Below are 18,300 nucleotides of genomic sequence, written 5' to 3' on the forward strand. Positions count from 1 at the left end.
TAAATCGGGCGTCCCTGGGGGCGCCTCAGTTGGTGCGGCTTATAGTTCAGCTTGCCGCCAACGTCAACGCGATTCAGGTCAGCGGTTGCGGAAATTCGCAGTCCTTTTCTCGGCAAAGGCCGCCATGCCTTCCTTCTGGTCGTCGAGTGAAAACATTGAATGGAACACGCGGCGCTCGAAGCGCAGGCCTTCGGACAGCGTTGCTTCATAAGAACGATTGACCGCTTCCTTGCACATCATGACAGCCGGAAGCGAGAAGTCGGCGATCTTTGCCGCCGCCTTCATCGCCTCTTCCATCAGATCGGCCGCGGGCACGACTCGCGAAACGAGTCCGGAGCGCTCGGCTTCGGCCGCATCCATCATCCGGCCGGTCAGGCACATGTCCATCGCCTTCGACTTGCCGACGAAACGGGTCAGGCGCTGCGAGCCGCCCATGCCGGGCATGACGCCGAGCGTGATCTCGGGCTGGCCGAACTTGGCCGAGTCGGCGGCGATGATGAAGTCGCACATCATGGCGAGTTCGCAGCCGCCGCCCAGGGCGTAGCCGGCGACAGCTGCAATCATCGGCTTGCGGTTGGCTGCAAAGGCCTCCCAGCCGGAGAAGAAGTCTTCCATATAGGCGTCGACATAGGTCTTGCCCTGCATCTCCTTGATGTCGGCGCCGGCCGCGAAGGCCTTTTCCGAGCCGGTGATGACGATGGCACCGATGCCCTGGTCGGCTTCAAAAGTGCCGGTGGCGGCGAGGAGCTCGGCCAGGACAAGAGAATTGAGCGCGTTGAGCGCCTTCGGGCGGTTGAGCGTGATCAGCCCGACCTTGCCGCGTGTTTCGACGATGATCGTTTCATAGGCCATCTTGCGGCTCTCCCTCTCTCGCAGCGTCACCAATGAGGCTTTGCTCTAACTCAGCGCTGGCACTGGCGGCAATAGAAGGTTGAGCGCCCGCTCTGCACGATGCGCTCGATGTGGCCCGCACAGCCGCTGTGCGCACAAGGTTCGCCCTCGCGGTCATAGACGGAGAAGGAGTGCTGGAAGTAGCCGAGCGAGCCGTCGGTATGGACATAGTCGCGCAGCGAGGACCCGCCGGCGGCGATCGCATCGGCAATGACTTCCCGCACCGATGTCGCCAGAAGCGTAGCCCGCTCCTTCGCCACCTTGCCATTGTCGGCGATTGTGCCTGCGGCCCGCGTCGGCGACAGCCCGGCGCGCCAAAGTGCCTCGGAGACATAGATGTTGCCCAGTCCGGCAATCAGCCGCTGGTCGAGCAGGGCCGCCTTCAGTGGAGTCTTCTTGCCTTCGAACAGATGGGCGAGCAGTTCACCGTCAAGCGTATTGCCCGTCGGCTCGACGCCAAGTCCCTGCAGCATCGGATGCTCGGTGCCGTTGCGCTCGGCAAACAGCATGAAGCCGAACCGCCTGGGGTCGTTGAAGACGACTCGCGCCGAAACCCCCTTTGGATCCGCGACGTGGAAGACGACATGGTCGTGAGCCTCGGACTTCGAGCGCTCGTGGTGGAAATTGCTTGGGGCGGCAGAGCCCTCGTCGGTTTCGACGCGGAACGAGCCGGACATGCCGAGATGGCAGATCAGCAGCGGCGCATCCTCGACATCGGCGATCAGATATTTGGCGCGCCGTCCGAGCGAGGTGATCTTGCGGCCTTCCAGGCGTTCGCCGAACCTGTCGGGGAAGGGGTAGCGCAGATTGGGGCGGCGGGTCTCGACGCGCTCGATGCGCGCGCCTTCCAGCACCGGCTGCAGTCCGCGCCGCACGGTTTCGACTTCGGGCAATTCAGGCATGGCTGGCGACCGTCTCCAGGAAGGAGTTGCCATGGCGGCCGGGCGCCAGGCCGAGATGGGCCGCCACCGTTTCGCCGATGTCGGCGAAGGTAAGCCTCAGCCCGATGTCCCCGCCGGAACCGCCCGCAGCGATACCGATCACCGGGATGCGCTCGCGCGTGTGGTCGGTGCCTGGCCAGGTCGGGTCGTTGCCATGGTCGGCGGTGAGGATGAGCAGGTCGCCCGGCTTCATCCGCGCAAAAGCCTCGGGCAGGCGCCTGTCGAAGGCCTCGAGGGCTGCGGCATAACCCGGCACGTCGCGGCGATGGCCGAACTCCGTGTCGAAGTCGACGAAGTTGGCGAACACCAGGTCGCCGTCCCGGGCGTCGTCCATGGCACCGAGCGCTTTGTCGAACATCGCCATGTTGCCGACGCCCTTGCGGATTTCGCTGATACCGCGATGCGCGAAGATGTCGCCGATCTTGCCGATGCCGATCACCTTGCTGCCGCGTGCGGTGAGGCGGTCGAGCAACGTGTCCTCAGGGGGCGGGGTGGCATAGTCGCGGCGGTTGGGCGTGCGCTGGAACGTTGCCTTGCTCTCGCCCAGGAAGGGTCGGGCGATGACCCTGCCGATCTTCAGCGGGTCGACGAGGCGGCGGACGACCTGGCATAGCTCGTAGAGCCGCTCCAACCCGAAATGCGTTTCATGTGCTGCGATCTGCAGCACCGAATCCACCGAGGTGTAGCAGATCGGCTTGCCTGTTCTGACATGCTCTTCGCCGAACCGTTCGATGATCTCGACGCCGCCGGCGTGGCAGTCGCCCAGAATGCCCGGAACCTTGCCTTCCCTGGATATCGCTTCGGTCAGCGAGGCGGGGAAGGCCGGAACAGTCTGCGGAAAATAACCCCAGTCGAAGGTGACGGGCAGGGCGGCGATTTCCCAGTGGCCGGAAGGTGTGTCCTTGCCGCTCGAAACTTCCTGTGCCGCACCGAAAAAGGCGCCGGCACGTAGCGGCGTGCCGGCGGCGAATTCGAACCCTGTCGCCCGCCTGGCGGCGAGGCCAAGCCCGAGCGATGCCATATTCGGCACCTCTAGCGGGCCGCTGCGCAAACCGACGCGGTCGCCGCGGCCCTCGGCGCAGGCGCTCGCAATGTGCCCGAACGTGTCGGAACCGACGTCGCCGAAGTGCGCGGCGTCGGCCGCCCCGCCAATGCCGAAGGAATCCAGAACAAACAGGAATGCACGCGCCATCTACAAGGGGCTCTCAATTGCCGGTCCGCCAGACATAGGATCAGTCGCGGACGTTGGCAATTATCCGGCGACAGCTGACAGCTTCGCGGCACAGGGCTGTGCCGGTTCAGCAGTTCGTGCAGGGAACCGATGCGCTCATGCGGGGGCGCAGATAGTAGGTTTCCGACATCGGGATACTGGCGAAAGCCGCGCCCAGGCCAAGCGTCTGTTTGCTTGTGGGTGTCCAGACGATGACGGGCAGGTAGTCGAGGTTGCTTTCGACGCGGATGAGGAAGGTTCCTCTGATCTTGAGTGCCGTCGGCACCGTTGCCGGAGCGTCTTTGGGGGCGTCCATCGAGGCAGTGCCGTTCACGAGTTTGCGTGACCAGGCCACCTTTACGACAGGTGTCGGTTCATCGGTTATCTCGATCGCGGTGATCACGATCTTGCCGACACTGCGATTGTAGGGCTGCAGGATCGATTCACCGATCTTCATGATCGCATCGATCTCGGCCGTGGTGGTGGTCTGCTGCTGGGTGACGAGGTCGGCGACCATCGAGCCGACGCGGCTGACCTTCTTGTTGGTCTCGATCCCTTGCGAAACCTCCATGGTCACGAAGTAGAGCGACAACAGCAGCGGCGCGATGATGGCGAATTCGACGGCGGCAATACCGCGCCTGTCACCGACCAGCGCGCGAGCGCGACACCGCCATTGCTCCAGCAAGGATCGTGCTCCCGCGCAGAAAGACATGTTGCCCCTTTTCCCAGGTCCGCGGCTCTCGTGGCCGATCGGTTCACTCAGTCGTTAAACGGTTCGTTCTGCCAGGTGACGGTCGCGTATTGCAGGGTCTTGCCGTCCTTGAGGTTCGACATCGATGCCCGCATGAAATCTGTGATGACAGGCCACTTGTAGATGACCTGCAGCATGTTCTTGGACATCGAAGGGCCTGGTGTGACGGCAAAGCCTGTCGTGTCGACATCCCTGTCGCTGGTCAGTTTGAGCTTGACCTTTGCCGCTTCGGCAAAGGTCGGATAGCTGCGCAGATCGACGATAAGCTGGGCCTTGCAGTCCTTCGAGACCAGGACTGCAAGCTTCTCGCAAATCTTGTTCTTCAGTTTGTCCTCGGTGAAACCTGCCGCCTTTTCCTGGCCCGTGCGCAACTGCCGTGCAACTTCGTCGGCGGCATTGGCGAGCACCTGTTGCCCGGCAAACGCAATGCAGCTTTCCAGGATGGCAAAGACCAGCAGCGAGAACGGGATCGCCAGCACGGCGAATTCGATCGCTGTACTGCCGCTCCGGTTCCGCATGAACCTGATGAGGTGGCTTGGCTTGGATCCGTTCACATCAATGCCTTCTGCAACCGCTGCTGCGCTCATGTCCCGACCGCGTTCCGTGGTTCGCGTCGACGTATAAGGGAAAGCTGTTGAGGTCCGGTTTGAATGACCGGGAAAATTGTGCGAATCCGGTTTACCCGCGGCTAACCACGCGGCGCAGTGTCACGCATCGACACCTACTGGCTGGCGTTCATCTCGCTCTCGGACATCCGCTCGGCATCGCTCTTGTAGGAGCTCTCGCAATAGGGCGTGCAGGACAGCGTCTGGATCTCCGAACGCCGGTAGATGCGGACGGATGAGGCGTCATGGCGGATAACCGTCACCTGCTCGTCGACGATCGGGCTGCCGTCGGCATCGAGCACCACGAGGTTGGTGACTCCGAAACCCTTGCCGGTGAGCACGATGGTCGAGGCGTCCTGTATGGCAGCATCGGCGATCGCCGAATTGCCGACCACAATGGTATCGGCCGGGCGCGTGAGCCGCACGATCTTGGCCTGGTTCATCGTCACTTCAATGCCCGCGCCGGCATATGCGTATGTTGCGGCCGCGAGAGATGCCAGCCAGGCGCAGGTTCCCAGGACATAAAGGTTTGGCTTGGCCATGTCGTCGCCCCCTCGGCGGCTGTCGGTGTCGGTCCACTGTTCAATGGAAGATGAACGACTTTGGTGAACCAACGGTTAAGCGTTGCATGGTGACAACCATAGGGCGAGGCGGCATCCCTTTCGAACAGTCTTCATGTCACGTTGCCGGCGCCGAAGAACGCCTTCCCGAGGCAGGGGCCATCCCTGACAATTGTTGGGCTGCGCTTAGTTCGCAGTTAACCAAATGGAGCCAAGCCGCCACGAAAGGATTCGGTAAGGCTGTTTCTTAAGTCGATCGAAAGAGCTCCCCGCTAGGTTGCAGTCATCCGATCGACGACAAAGAAATGTTGGCGGAAGTGCTGTAACACGGAGCAAGGAGCTTATCATGTCGAACCTCATCGCACGTTTTGTGAAGGACGAATCCGGCGCGACCGCCATCGAATACGGTCTGATCGCCACGCTTATCGCGCTTGCCATCATCGTTGCCGCCGGCAGCGTCGGCACGCAGCTGGATGCACGCTTCGACGCCATCGCAACGGCGCTGACGCCCGCCCCGTAATATGGGCGCAAAGCCTCTCCGGCGCTTCAGTCGGTAAGGTTCACGGAAGGCTGCTCGCGTTGAGCAGCCTTTTTGCTTTCGGGCGGCAATCGATGGATCCCGCCGCCGGTTCATCGAAGCTTAATGCCGCTTCGTTAGCTTCGACCCATGTGGTGTGAATGGCGGAGATGTAGCCATGCTTGAAGCGTTGATTTTTGTCGTATTTCCCTTCTGCATGGTCTTTTCAGCCGTCTCCGACACCTTGTCGATGACGATCGCCAATCGTGTGCCGCTGCTGCTGCTCGGTGTGTTCCTCGTTGTTGCACCGCTAACTGGAATGGCGTGGGCGGATATCGGTTTGCATCTTGCCGCCGGTGCCTTGCTGCTGACGGTTACATTTGCTTTGTTTGCCTTTGGCGGCATGGGCGGCGGCGACGCAAAGCTGATCGCTGCCACCGGCGTCTGGATGGGGCTAGGTATGCCCCTGATGGAGTATCTGCTCACCTCGACGATCCTTGGTGGTGTCCTGACGCTCTCGATCCTGGCTTTCCGGAGTTCGTTGCTGTCTCGCGTCGTCAGCCAGAACATGTTCCTCAAGAACTTCTCCGAAGACGCAGGCGGCGTGCCCTATGGCATTGCCCTTGGGCTCGGCGGGCTCGTCACCTACCCGGCCTCGCCGCTGGCGGTCTGGGCAGTGGAGCGTCTGGCGTCACAATAGCCCTGCAGACACCACGCGTAAGAAACAATTAATCACGCTTGTAAGGACTGCATTAACCATAAGTTGACGATTGCCTATGCAAAGTCCGGCTTGGCTTGATGGGGTGCCAGGGCGAGGTTTCGGACAAATGGCTGCATCGCGACTGATGATACTGGGCGTAGCGGTCGCTGCCGCAGGCGGCGCCGGTTTTGTCGCCAAGAACATGTCGGCACCGCCGCCGGCCGAGGTCATTGTCGAGTCCGGCCCACAACAGCCACAGATTGCCCTTACGGATGTTCTGGTGCTGACCGCCGACGTGCCCATGGGTGGCACCGTCGAAAACAACATCGGCTGGCAGCCCTGGCCCAGTGACGGCGTCAATCCCAATTTCATTACCCGGGATGCCGAGCCCGAAGCGCTCGACAAGTTCAAAGCCTCAGTGGCGCGACTTGCCATGTACAGTGGCGAGCCGCTGCGCAAGTCCAAGCTGATCGGCGAAGGCCAGAGCTTCATGTCGGCGGTCCTGCCGTCCGGCATGCGCGCTGTCGCCACCACGATCTCCGCCGACACTTCGGCTGGTGGTTTCATCCTGCCCAACGACTATGTCGACGTCATCATGACGCGCCGCACCGACGCATCGAAATCCGGCGGCGGCTTCACCACCGAAACCATTCTCAGTAACATCCGCGTCCTGGCCATCGATCAGGCCATCCAGGAGGATGAGGAAGGCAAGAAGGTCAAGGTTGGCGAAACCGCCACGCTCGAGCTTACGCCGCAGCAGGCCGAAATCATCACCGTGGCGCAGCAGATGGCTGACCGACTGACACTGGCGCTGCGTTCGGTTGCCGACACCCAGCAGAAGAACCTCGCCGAGGCCGATTATCTGGTTTCCGGCTCAGGCAAGCGCGGAACGGTGCGGCTCATCAAATCTGGCGAGATTTCTGAATCGGGAGCACGGAAATGAGGTCCTGCATCAGACTTCTGGCGACCGCTGCCACAGCCCTTGGCATCCTGGCCGGCGGCTCCCTTGTTGCCAATCTCGCCCCGGCTTCCGCAGCCCAGGCCAAGATCGGCTCGAACACGACCAACAGCCAGCGCGTCAAGCTAGGTCTCAACAAATCGGTTGTCATCGACCTGCCGAGCGACGCCTATGACATCCTCGTCGCCAACCCGGCCGTTGCGGACGCCGTCACCCGTACGGCGCGGCGCATCTACCTGTTCGGCAAGGCGGTCGGTGAAACCAACATCTTCGTTTTTGGCCCCAATGGCGAGCAGATCGTCAGCCTCGATCTCTCTGTCGAGCGCGACGTTGCCGGCCTCGAGGATTACATCAAGCGCTTCATCCCCAGCGCCGACATCAAGGTCGAACTGCTGAACGACAACGTCGTGCTGACCGGCACCGTCGACACCCCGCTCGATGCCAAGCGCGCCGTCGACCTGGCGACGATCTTCGTGACAGGCGGTGAGGCGACGACTGGTCAGTATTCGCAGACTGCCTCCGGCGGATCCCAGAACGGCGGCGTCGATATCGATAACCCCGACCAGACGCGCCAGAAGAGCAAGATCGTCAACCTGCTCCAGATCGTCGGCGACGATCAGGTGATGCTGAAGGTCACCGTCGCCGAAGTCAGCCGCAACATCATGAAGCAGCTTGGCGTCAACATGCTGGCGAATGGCGGCGCAGACGGCATTAGTTGGGGCATAGCAAACGCCGCGACAGGCGGTCTGGGCGCGCCGTTATCGGGCAAAAACTTCTCATTGATTGGCAAGAATGGCCTTGAAGCCTCGATCAACGCCATGGATCAGGCAGGTGTCCTGAAAACCCTTGCCGAGCCGACCTTGACGGCAGTGTCGGGCGAGCAGGCGACTTTCCGCGTTGGCGGCGAGTACAACATGTTGCGAGAGGTTTCGGCGCCAAAGATGAACGACCAGGGCGTCGTCACCGACCCCGGCGGCCTCCGCTACGAGACGATGGAATATGGCATCAGCCTTGAGTTCAAGCCTGTCGTGCTCTCGCCTGGGCGCATCAGCCTGAAGGTTCGGACGGCGGTCTCCGAACCGACAAATGAATCACCGGGCGCCAGTGGTTCCAATCCGATGCTGCCGTCGTTGCGCAAGCGTCTTGCCGATACGACAGTCGAACTGCCCTCTGGTGGCTCGATGATGATTGCCGGTCTCGTTCGCGACGACGTCAAACAGATCATGGGCGGGGTGCCCGGTCTTTCGAAAGTGCCGATCCTTGGCACGTTGTTTCGCAGTCGCGACTTTATCCGCAATGAATCCGAATTGGTCATCATCGTGACCCCATATCTGGCGCGCCCGGTTGCACGCAATGAACTCGCCAAGCCTGACGACAATTTCAGCGTTGCCAGCGATGGCGCCGGTATTTTCCTCGGCCGCGTCAACCGGGTCTACGGCACCATGAAAACCGACAAGCCCATGGGCCGCTATCACGGCGTCGTCGGCTTCATTTACAAATGAGCGGGGATAGGGGCATGTCTCAGGCAATCTTCACACGTACCGCCGACCGCGACAGACCGGTCAATGCGCGCTTCCTTGGTTCACTGCTTGCAGCTGCCGCGGTGGCATTGCTGGCAGGCTGCGCCAATCGTGACAGCGTCGTCGTCGGCTCGATCCCCGACGACTACCGCACCAATCATCCCATCGTCATTGCCGAGAAGAACCAGACCCTCGACATTCCGGTGGGTGCTGGTGATACCGGCATTACCAGAGGGCAGAGGATTACTTTCGAAGGATACCTGCAGCATTATGATCGCAATGCGGCCCCGACGCTGACGATCATGACCCCTGCGGGCGGGGCCAACGACGCTGCAGCTTCGAGGACTGCCCGTGGCTTGATGAACGTCGCGATGAAGGCCGGCGTTCCCAGAAACCGGATCGCCATCACCCGCTACCAGAGCGAGTACCCCGAAGCATCGTCACCCATCCGCGTTGTTTACGCGGCGATGAGGGCGCAGACGGGCCGTTGCGGCACCTGGCCGGCGGATATCGCCGACACGACCGAGAACAAACTCCACGCCAATTTCGGCTGTTCCTATCAGAACAATCTCGCGGCGCAGATCGCCAACCCGGCAGACCTGCTCGGGCCACGCAAGCAATCCGAGATCGATGCCGAAAACCGCAACGTGGTGATCGACCAGTATCGAAAGCCGCCGGCTCCCTGGGATCCGGAAACATTCTATTGATGGGATTTGGGGGCAGTCAGACATGAGCAATCTCGCCTACGATTCCCCATCCGATGGGGCCGAGCTGTCGCAGCATGATCTTGACGTCATGCAGACCTTGAGGCCCGTGCCGCGCATTTCGATCCAGGCCTTCTGCGAGACAGACAGCGTCGCCGGGCCGATTGGCCGCGCCGGCGAGGACCGTCGGATGGCCAAGGCCCATCTCCAGGTCCATATGGGCGGTATCGAAACCGCCATCGAGGTCTACAGCGGCGCACCGACCCCGAATCTGATCATCCTGGAGTCGCGCAGCGAACCCAAGAGCTTGCTTGAGGCGTTGCATCGGCTGTCGGAATATTGCGACCCGAGTTCCAAGGTGGTGGTCATCGGCCATTACAACGACGTCGCGCTCTATCGCGAGCTGATCCGCTCGGGCATCTCGGAATATGTCGTGGCGCCTGTCTCCACCGCGGATGTCGTCAGCGTCATCTCCTCGATCTTCGTCGACCCCGACGCAGAGCCGATCGGACGCTCGATTGCGTTCGTCGGTGCCAAGGGCGGCGTGGGTTCCTCCACCATTGCCCACAACATCGCCTGGGCGATGTCGAGCCTGTTCAAGTCCGAGGTGGTCGTCGCCGATCTCGACCTGGCCTTTGGCACCGCCAACATCAACTTCGACCAGGACCCGGCCCAGGGCATCGCCGAGGCGGTGTTTGCGCCGGAACGTGTCGACGAGGTCTATCTCGACCGCCTGCTGGCCCAGTGCGCCGAGCATCTGTCGCTGCTTGCAGCACCCTCGACGCTTGAGCGCGTCTATGATTTCGACGCCGAGGCCTTCACATCGATCATCGACACGGCCCAGCGCAGCTCGCCGATGCTTGTGCTCGACGTACCCCATATCTGGAGCGGCTGGAGCAAGAACACACTGCTTCGCGCCGATGAGGTGGTCATCACGGCGACGCCCGAGCTGGCCAATCTGCGCAACACCAAGAACATGGTCGATATGCTGAAGCGGCTGCGGCCCAACGATCCGCCGCCCAGGTTGATTCTCAACCAGGCCGGGGTGCCGAAACGCCCTGAGATCACCGCCAAGGATTTCGCCGAGCCGCTTGGCATCTCGCCGTTGGCGGTCATCCCTTTCGACCCGCTGCTGTTCGGCAATGCCGCCAACAATGGACGCATGCTGGGCGAGATGGATGCCAAGAACGCGGTCGTCCAGACGATCAACGAGATCGCCCATGTTCTCACCGGCCGGTCCGAGGCCAAGGCCAAGAAGGCGTCCGCACTCGGTGGAATTCTCAGTCGGCTGAAAGCCCGCAAGAAGTGATGCCAGTGCGGCGGAGGTGTTAGTCGATCATGTTTGGCAGGAGAGGCAACGACGACGGTAATCGCCCCACGCCGGGGTTCCGTCCGCTCGCAACGACGCCGCCCCCCGCGGCATCGCCACAGGCCGCCGACACGCTGGTTGCTCCACGCCCCGCGGCGCCTGCGCCGGCTGCACCGGCAGCCGCGCCGCGGCGTAATTTCGAGCCGACGCCCTCCTATGCGCCAGAGCCGCGCAAGGCGCAGCGCGAGCGCAGCGAAAGCTATTACGACACCAAGAGCCAGGTGTTCTCGGCGCTGATCGACACCATCGATCTGTCGCAGCTTGCCAAGCTCGATCCTGAAAGCGCGCGTGAAGAAATCCGCGACATCGTCAACGACATCATCGCGATCAAGAACTTCGCGATGTCGATCTCCGAGCAGGAAGAGCTGCTTGAGGACATCTGCAACGACGTGCTCGGCTACGGCCCCCTCGAACCGCTGCTGGCGCGCGACGAAATCGCCGACATCATGGTCAACGGGGCCAAGAACGTCTACATCGAAGTCAACGGCAAGGTCGAGCAGACCTCGATCCGCTTCCGCGACAATCAGCAGTTGCTCAACATCTGCCAGCGTATCGTCAGCCAGGTCGGCCGCCGCGTCGACGAATCCTCCCCCATCTGCGATGCGCGCCTGCCCGACGGCTCGCGCGTCAACGTCATTGCGCCGCCATTGTCGATCGACGGCGCCGCCCTCACCATCCGCAAGTTCAAGAAAGACAAGCTGACGCTCGATCAGCTGGTCAAGTTCGGCGCGATCTCGCCACACGGCGCCGAAGTGCTGAAGATCATCGGCCGCGTCCGCTGCAACATCATCATCTCGGGCGGTACGGGCTCCGGCAAGACGACGTTGCTCAACTGTCTGACCAACTACATCGACCGCGACGAACGCGTCATCACCTGCGAGGACTCGGCGGAACTGCAACTGCAGCAGCCGCATGTCGTGCGCCTCGAAACGCGCCCGCCCAACCTGGAAGGCGAGGGCGAGGTGACGATGCGCGACCTGGTCAAGAACTGCCTGCGCATGCGGCCCGAGCGCATCATCGTCGGCGAAGTGCGCGGACCGGAGGTGTTCGACCTTTTGCAGGCGATGAACACCGGCCATGACGGCTCGATGGGCACCATTCACTCCAACAGCCCACGCGAATGCCTCAACCGTATCGAGGCGATGATCGCCATGGGCGGATATTCGTTGCCGCAGAAGACCGTGCGCGAGATCGTCGTCGGCTCCGTCGATATCATCATCCAGGCCGCCCGCCTGCGCGACGGTTCGCGCCGCATTACCCACATCACCGAGGTGATCGGTATGGAAGGCGACGTCATCATCACCCAGGATCTGGTGCTCTACAACATCAAAGGCGAGGACCAGAACGGCAGGCTGATCGGCAGCCACGTCTCGACGGGCATCGGTCGGCCGCACTTCTGGGATCGTGCTCGCTACTACGGTGAGGAAGCACGTCTGGCGACCGCACTCGAAGCCATGGAAAAGGCTTCGGATTGACATGCATAGGATGAGGATCTGACGCCATGTTCGGCCTCGACGCCATGATGCTGATCTTCGTTGTACTGGCCGGCTTGAGTGCCGGCGCGGTCGCCTATGCCTTCCTGTTCAACAGGATCGAGACCCAGGCCAACACCGACCGTCGCATGGCCTTGGTCAGGCAGACGGAGTCGGACAAGTCGGTGGTCAAGGCCTCGCGCGACCGGGTCGCCGAAGTCGCCAAAAGGCGCAAGTCGGTCCAGGATACTCTCAAGGAGCTCGAGGAAAAGCAGAAGGCCAAGGACCGCAACATCAAGAAGCCGCCGCTGCGCGTGCAGATCAGACAGGCCGGCATGTTGGTCACGATCGAGCGCTTCTACGTTTGTTCGGCGATCTGCGGTCTCGTCGTTACGTTGCTGGTCTATCTGGCGGGCGCGCCGCTGATCCTGCTGCCTGGCGCGCTGCTTGCCGGCAGCATTGGCTTGCCCAGGTGGTTCGTGTCCTTCCGTCGCGGCCGCCGCGTCAAGCAGTTCCTCGAGGAATTTCCCAATGCGCTCGACATCATCGTGCGCGCCGTGAAGTCAGGTCTCCCGCTCAATGATGGCATCCGCCTCATCGCTTCGGAATCGCCCGAACCCGTTCGCGGCGAATTCCGTCGCATGGTCGAGGCGCAGCAGGTGGGCATCTCCATCCCGGACGCTGCCTTGCGCATGACCGAGACAATGCCATGTCCCGAAGCCGGCTTCTTTGGCATCGTCATCCAGATTCAGAGCCAGGCGGGCGGCAATCTCTCCGAAGCGCTGGGCAATCTGTCGCGCGTGCTGCGCGACCGCAAGAAGATGAAGGCCAAGATTCAGGCGCTGTCGATGGAAGCCAAGGCCTCGGCCGCGATCATCGGTTCGTTGCCGGTCGTTGTCGCCGTGCTCGTCTTCTTCTCGAGCCCGAACTACATCATGCCGTTGTTTGTCACGAGCACCGGCCACCTCATCCTCGGCATTTCAGGCGTGTGGATGGCGATCGGCATCTTTGTGATGCGCAAGATGATGAACTTCGAGGTCTAGGCCGATGACGGACCAGGTTGTTAAATCGCTTACCGATCCGTCCTTCCTCATCGCGCTGCTCGTCGCGATCGCGGTGTTCGCGACTGTGTTCACCGTCCTGCCGTCGTTGAGCGGAAATCCGCTCAAGGGGCGCATGAAGGCGGTTGCCCTTGAGCGCGACGAGCTGCGCGCCAAGCAACGCATGCGCCTTGCCGCCGAAGCCGACCGCCGCCACAAGGGCCTGCGCGAGCAGCAGTCGATCGGTATGCGCAACATCGTCGAGCGGCTCGACCTGCGCCGGGCACTCGTCGACGAAGCGACGCTCAACAAGCTGAAGATCGCCGGTTTCCGCGGTCAGAACCCGCTGACGCGCTTCCTGTTCTTTCGTCTGGTCCTGCCGTTCGTCGGCCTGATGCTGGGCATACTCTACATCTTCGTGCTTGGCGCGTTCCCCGACAAGCCGTTCCTGATGAAGGTTTTCATCTGCATCGTTCTGGCATATGCCGGCTTCTACGCACCGGTGCTTTACGTCAACAACCGAGCCACCAAACGCAAGCAGTCGATCCAGGCGGCCTGGCCGGATGCGCTGGATTTGCTGTTGATCTGCGTCGAATCGGGCATGTCGGTGGAATCGGCGCTCCGCAAGGTTGCCGACGAGATCGGCGCGCAGTCTGTCGATCTCGCCGAGGAGTTCGTGCTCACCAATGCCGAGCTGTCCTACCTCACCGAACGCCGTCAGGCCTATGAAAACCTGGCCGGCCGTACAGGGCTTGATTCGGTCAAGTCCATCACCCAGGCGCTGATCCAGGCCGAGCGTTATGGTACGCCCGTCGCGCACGCGCTGCGCGTCCTGGCGGCCGAAAGCCGCGACATGCGCATGAACGCTGCGGAGAAGAAGGCGGCCGCACTGCCGCCCAAGCTCACCGTGCCGATGATCCTGTTCTTCCTGCCGGTGTTGTTTGCCGTCATCCTCGGCCCAGCCGGCATGCAGATCAGTGAGCGCGGCCTGATGGGCGACAAGCAGCAGTCAAGCAGCGAATAGGGCAGCACCCTTCATCGAGGCACAAAAAAGCCGCGTCATGACGCGGCTTCTTGCGTTGGCTCAGACGGTTCCGTCAGTTCTTCTTCGACTTGTCGTCCGCCTTGATCTGGTTCCATGCATTCTGCTGGGCCAGCATGCCCCTGAGGTAGCTGACATTGGCCTGCGCCTGCTCGGGCGAAAGCTCCTGGCTGGCAATCTGTTCGGCCTCGTCGAAGCGGCCCTGGAGCCCGACGGCAAGCGCCAGGTTCTGGCGCACGCGGCTGTCGGCGTCAGGCTGCGAAGCGGCCGAGCGGAGATAGGTCTCGGCCGATTTCAGGTCGCCTTCGAGCACATAGGACATGCCGAGATTGGACAGCACCGACGGTTCGTTCGGCTTGAGGTCGAGCGCCTTGCGATAGAGACCGCGCGCATCCTGGGTCTGGCCAAGCTGGTCGAGGATCGCGGCTTCCGCCGACACCAGCTTCCAGTCGGGATATTCAGGTGTCTGGGCGCGCCGCACGGCATCGAGCGCCGGCTGGAATTGTCCCGAGGCGGCGAGCGCCTTGCCATAGGCTGCGAGCACGTCGCGATCCTTGGGATAGCCGATGGCGAGCTTGCGCATCACCGCCAGCGACTGGTCGGTCTGACCCTTGATCTGCAACGCCGAGGCATATTGCAGTGCCACCGGCTTGTTGTTGGGGTCGCGGGCATAGGTCCGTCCGATCTGGTCGACGGAGCCGCCGATCGCACCCGTCGACATTGTGTCGACCGCTTTGCCGCGTCCGATCGAGCCGGTCGTCATCCTGGAGGCGCCGCAGCCGGCGACGCTTGCCATCAGCAGCGTCAGCAAAGCCATTCGGGCGAGGCGTTTTCCCGTTGCGTTCATCGAGCGATTGGTCAACATCGGCGACGGGTCTCCATTCGTTCGCGTGGCCGTTCACAGGCCATTTCCCCGCTTTGGAGAAATATTCTGTTAACCCTAACGGATGGTTAAGAACGCCTGACGGCACAGCCATCCGAGACTGAAGGAAGCCGAAATGCCGGTCGAACTGTTCGAGCAAAAGCCCTCCGACGCACTGCCGATCCACCTTGTCGCCAAGGGCGGTCTCGAAAATGCCGGGCTCGCTGCTGACGTCTTGGCCTGGGCCAATGCCAACGGCTTCGCCGGCGAGGCTGGAAAGGTGCTGGCAATCCCCGGCGCGGATGGCAGGCTTGCCGGAGCGCTGTTCGGCATCGGCAATGGCGACAGCGGGCTTGCCTTCGGCGCGCTTGCGCGCAACCTGCCCGAAGGCAACTGGCACTTCCAGGGCGCGCCGGCGCAGCCTGAACTGGCAACATTGGGTGCTTCCCTCGGGGGCTATGTCTTTACCCGCTACGGCAAGAAGCCGGGCAGGGCGCTTGGCCTCGAACTGCCCGCCGGTGTCGACATGGCACGGCTGCACCGCATCGTTGATGCGGTGTTCCTCGTCCGCGACCTGGTCAACACGCCGACCAACGACATGGGCCCGTCGGCGCTCGAAGCCGCGGTGCGCAAACTCGCCGGCGTCCATGGCGCCGACGTCAAGGTGACGCTCGGCGACGACCTTCTCACGCACAACTTCCCGATGATCCATGCTGTCGGCCGCGCCTCCGACGATGCGCCGCGCCTGATCGACCTGAGCTGGGGTCCCCAGGATGCACCCAAGGTCACGCTGGTTGGCAAGGGTGTCTGCTTCGACACCGGCGGCCTCGACATCAAGCCGGCATCCAGCATGCTTCTGATGAAGAAGGACATGGGGGGCGCCGCCAACGTCCTCGGCCTCGCCTCGATGATCATGGCGGCCCGGCTCAACGTCCGGCTGCGCGTGCTCATCCCGGCGGTCGAGAACGCGATCTCGGCCAACGCCTTCCGGCCGGGCGACGTGCTGCAGAGCCGCAAGGGCATATCAGTCGAGATCGGCAACACCGACGCCGAGGGCCGGCTGGTGCTGGCCGATGCGCTCGCCCTTGCCGATGACGAGCAGCCGCAAATGCTGATCGACATGGCAACGCTGACGGGTGCCGCGCGGGTGGCGCTCGGCCCCGACCTGCCGCCTTTCTACACCGACGACGAAGCACTCGCTGCCGATCTTGCCGCCGCATCGGTCACCGTCGAGGACCCGATCTGGCGCATGCCTCTGTGGAAGCCTTATGATTCGAAGCTGTCGTCGAAGATCGCCGACATGAACAACGTCACCACGGACGGTTTCGCCGGCTCGATCACCGCCGCCCTGTTCCTCAAGCGCTTCGTCGAGAAGACGCCAGGCTGGGCGCATTTCGACATCTTCGCCTGGAACCCGAGCGATCGTCCGCACGGTCCGACCGGCGGCGAAGCCCAGGCCATCCGCGCGCTGGAAAAGGTCATTTCGGCACGGTTTGGGTGAAATTGCCCTCACCCTCACCCTGACCCGTGACGGTGGAGGGGGCATCGGCGTAGCCGCTTATCCTTCTCCCCGTATTGCGGGGAGAAGGCGCTGGCAGGCGGATGAAGGGCGGTGCGAGATATCCGCCTTGCCCGCGCCGCAAATTCTTCATTAAATGAAACGGAACCGAAACAAATCTAATGGATGCTGGCGTCATGCCGATCGCGTTGCGTCCGAGCCAGTCACTGAGACTGCTGCAGCAGTTTTCCCTGTCCGAGGTGCGCGACGACGCACCCGACCTGACTTTGCGCCAGATGGCGATCCTGCTCACCATTTATCTCGACCCGCCGCCGCACACGGTGCGCGGGTTGGCGGCTCGCCTTGGCGTCAGCAAGCCCGTTATCACCCGCGCCCTCGACACCATGGGCGCGCTCAAGCTGGTGTCGCGCCACCGCGACGAGAGCGACAAGCGCAACGTGCTCATCCGGCGCACTGTTGAAGGCGCGCTCTATGTCGAGCGATTGGGCGATGCTATCATTGCCAAAGCCATGGAGCTTCCGATTTGACCGCCCGCGACAGCCGCCTTCACGCCTTCCGACCCGATCTCGCCGACGCCCGCCTGCAAGGCGAGGTCACCGCCGAGCGCTTCGTCGCCGGCCGTCCGGCGCGCATTTCCGCATCGGTCGCCGACGTCCGCAAGGCACCGCGCCCCGATTCCGGTCTCAACACCCAGCTGCTTTTTGGCGACGAGGTCGTTGTCTTCGAGGAAACCGAAGGCTTTGCCTGGCTCCAGGCTGAGCGCGACGGTTATGTCGGTTATGTCTCGTCAGGCGATCTTGCACCACGCGGCGCGGAACCGACCCATGTTGTCACCGCCTTGCGCAGCTTCGTCTATCCAGGTCCAGACATGAAGTCTCCGCGCAATGGCCAGCTCTCCATCGGCTCGCAGGTCACCGTTACCGGCTTCGCCGAAACGCGCGGCACGCGCTACGGGCTGCTGCCGTCGGGCGAGGCCGTGGTGCTGCAGCACCTGGCGCCGCTCGGCGCCAAATCAGACGATTTCGTCGCTGTTGCCGAAAGGCTGATCGACACGCCTTATCTTTGGGGAGGTTTCAGCGCCTTCGGCATCGATTGCTCGGGCCTCGTTCAGTTGTCGATGCGCATGACAGGCCGCAAGGTGCTGCGCGATTCCGACATGCAGGAGGCGTCGCTTGGCACCCCGGTCGATGCAGGTGCCGAATTTTCCCAGCTGCGGCGCGGCGACCTGGTCTTCTGGAAGGGCCATGTCGCAATCATGACCGATGGCGAAAACATGATCCACGCCAACGGCCACACCATGACCGTTGCCCGTGAAGGCCTGCGCCAGGCCATCGACCGCATCGGCTACCTCTATGGCGGTCCGACCAGCTTCCGGCGACCGTGAGGGGCAATCAGCTTCGGGCGGTCTTTGTGATCGTGGAGAAGCGCTCCGCGCCCTGCGTTTTCTTGCTTTGGCAATTGATGGGGCTTCGGGGCCGCAGTCATCCCGGAAACCGGAGCGCAACCGGACCATCGTCAAGCACGGCCGGGTCTTCGTCCCAGCGACCGTCATGAATGCATCCGCGAACCCAGACCCCCGGCCGCGCCGATCAACGGCTCCCGGGTCTCACTGCGCTCGCCTGGGACGACGGGCGCGACT

General features: G+C 62.6%; 19 protein-coding genes. 12 read left to right on the top strand and 7 right to left on the bottom strand.

Translation table 11 applies throughout. The features are described from left to right. Positions 1-78: 78 nt before the first annotated feature. The 6 genes from Amn_RS03695 to Amn_RS03720 form a co-directional block, all read right to left on the bottom strand. Complete coding sequence (locus Amn_RS03695) at positions 79-852, bottom strand: enoyl-CoA hydratase (RefSeq protein ID WP_154385934.1); 774 nt, start codon at positions 850-852, stop codon at positions 79-81. Positions 853-902: 50 nt separating this feature from the next. Next, complete coding sequence (gene mutM, locus Amn_RS03700; RefSeq protein ID WP_067965741.1) at positions 903-1,793, bottom strand: bifunctional DNA-formamidopyrimidine glycosylase/DNA-(apurinic or apyrimidinic site) lyase; 891 nt, start codon at positions 1,791-1,793, stop codon at positions 903-905. Next, a complete protein-coding gene (locus Amn_RS03705) occupies positions 1,786-3,024 on the bottom strand; it encodes a phosphopentomutase (RefSeq protein ID WP_067965739.1) in 1,239 nt (412 codons plus the stop codon). The genes mutM and Amn_RS03705 overlap by 8 nt, the downstream gene beginning before the upstream one ends. A gap of 106 nt (positions 3,025-3,130) precedes the next feature. Further along, positions 3,131-3,727, bottom strand: a complete 597-nt coding sequence (locus Amn_RS03710; RefSeq protein ID WP_246340911.1) for a TadE/TadG family type IV pilus assembly protein — start codon at positions 3,725-3,727, stop codon at positions 3,131-3,133. Between the two features lie 74 nt (positions 3,728-3,801). Further along, complete coding sequence (locus Amn_RS03715) at positions 3,802-4,380, bottom strand: TadE/TadG family type IV pilus assembly protein (RefSeq protein WP_067965736.1); 579 nt, start codon at positions 4,378-4,380, stop codon at positions 3,802-3,804. 134 nt (positions 4,381-4,514) lie between these two features. Then, complete coding sequence (locus Amn_RS03720; protein WP_067965734.1) at positions 4,515-4,940, bottom strand: pilus assembly protein N-terminal domain-containing protein; 426 nt, start codon at positions 4,938-4,940, stop codon at positions 4,515-4,517. A gap of 364 nt (positions 4,941-5,304) precedes the next feature. Between Amn_RS03720 and Amn_RS03725 the strand changes: the two genes are divergently transcribed. The 9 genes from Amn_RS03725 (at position 5,305) to Amn_RS03765 (ending at position 14,262) form a co-directional block, all read left to right on the top strand. After that, positions 5,305-5,478 (top strand): Flp family type IVb pilin, encoded by a 174-nt coding sequence (locus Amn_RS03725; protein WP_083948712.1) that lies wholly within the window; start codon positions 5,305-5,307, stop codon positions 5,476-5,478. A gap of 175 nt (positions 5,479-5,653) precedes the next feature. After that, positions 5,654-6,175, top strand: coding sequence for an A24 family peptidase (locus Amn_RS03730; protein ID WP_067965732.1), 522 nt, complete (start codon positions 5,654-5,656; stop codon positions 6,173-6,175). 127 nt (positions 6,176-6,302) lie between these two features. Beyond that, positions 6,303-7,118 (top strand): Flp pilus assembly protein CpaB, encoded by an 816-nt coding sequence (gene cpaB / locus Amn_RS03735; protein ID WP_067965731.1) that lies wholly within the window; start codon positions 6,303-6,305, stop codon positions 7,116-7,118. Continuing rightward, positions 7,115-8,635: a type II and III secretion system protein family protein gene (locus Amn_RS03740; protein WP_067965729.1), complete on the top strand. Its 1,521-nt coding sequence runs from the start codon at positions 7,115-7,117 to the stop codon at positions 8,633-8,635. The genes cpaB and Amn_RS03740 overlap by 4 nt, the downstream gene beginning before the upstream one ends. 101 nt (positions 8,636-8,736) lie before the next feature. Continuing rightward, positions 8,737-9,360 (top strand): CpaD family pilus assembly protein, encoded by a 624-nt coding sequence (locus tag Amn_RS03745; RefSeq protein ID WP_502874748.1) that lies wholly within the window; start codon positions 8,737-8,739, stop codon positions 9,358-9,360. Between the two features lie 22 nt (positions 9,361-9,382). After that, entirely contained in the window at positions 9,383-10,666 is a 1,284-nt protein-coding gene (locus tag Amn_RS03750) for a CpaE/TadZ family protein (protein WP_154385932.1), read from the top strand. Positions 10,667-10,695: 29 nt separating this feature from the next. Beyond that, the gene (locus tag Amn_RS03755; RefSeq protein WP_182575140.1) at positions 10,696-12,201 is read left to right on the top strand and encodes a TadA family conjugal transfer-associated ATPase; all 1,506 of its coding nucleotides are present in this window, start codon (positions 10,696-10,698) and stop codon (positions 12,199-12,201) included. A 26-nt stretch (positions 12,202-12,227) separates the two neighbouring features. Beyond that, positions 12,228-13,241, top strand: a complete 1,014-nt coding sequence (locus Amn_RS03760; RefSeq protein WP_154385930.1) for a type II secretion system F family protein — start codon at positions 12,228-12,230, stop codon at positions 13,239-13,241. Between the two features lie 4 nt (positions 13,242-13,245). Further along, positions 13,246-14,262 (top strand): type II secretion system F family protein, encoded by a 1,017-nt coding sequence (locus Amn_RS03765; RefSeq protein WP_067965719.1) that lies wholly within the window; start codon positions 13,246-13,248, stop codon positions 14,260-14,262. 73 nt (positions 14,263-14,335) lie between these two features. Here the strand turns inward: Amn_RS03765 and Amn_RS03770 are convergent, their stop codons facing one another. Then, positions 14,336-15,145 (bottom strand): tetratricopeptide repeat protein, encoded by an 810-nt coding sequence (locus tag Amn_RS03770; protein WP_154385929.1) that lies wholly within the window; start codon positions 15,143-15,145, stop codon positions 14,336-14,338. A 133-nt stretch (positions 15,146-15,278) separates the two neighbouring features. Here Amn_RS03770 and Amn_RS03775 point away from each other — a divergent pair, with 133 nt between their 5' ends. From Amn_RS03775 to Amn_RS03785, 3 genes are all read left to right on the top strand, one after another. Next, positions 15,279-16,643: a leucyl aminopeptidase family protein gene (locus Amn_RS03775; RefSeq protein ID WP_154385928.1), complete on the top strand. Its 1,365-nt coding sequence runs from the start codon at positions 15,279-15,281 to the stop codon at positions 16,641-16,643. A gap of 194 nt (positions 16,644-16,837) precedes the next feature. After that, positions 16,838-17,188: a MarR family winged helix-turn-helix transcriptional regulator gene (locus tag Amn_RS03780; protein WP_067967155.1), complete on the top strand. Its 351-nt coding sequence runs from the start codon at positions 16,838-16,840 to the stop codon at positions 17,186-17,188. Next, positions 17,185-18,045: a C40 family peptidase gene (locus tag Amn_RS03785; protein WP_067965713.1), complete on the top strand. Its 861-nt coding sequence runs from the start codon at positions 17,185-17,187 to the stop codon at positions 18,043-18,045. The genes Amn_RS03780 and Amn_RS03785 overlap by 4 nt, the downstream gene beginning before the upstream one ends. Positions 18,046-18,300 lie beyond the last annotated feature (255 nt).

The organism is Aminobacter sp. Y103A, from assembly GCF_030294925.1.
Classification (GTDB): Bacteria; Pseudomonadota; Alphaproteobacteria; order Rhizobiales; family Rhizobiaceae; genus Aminobacter; species Aminobacter ciceronei.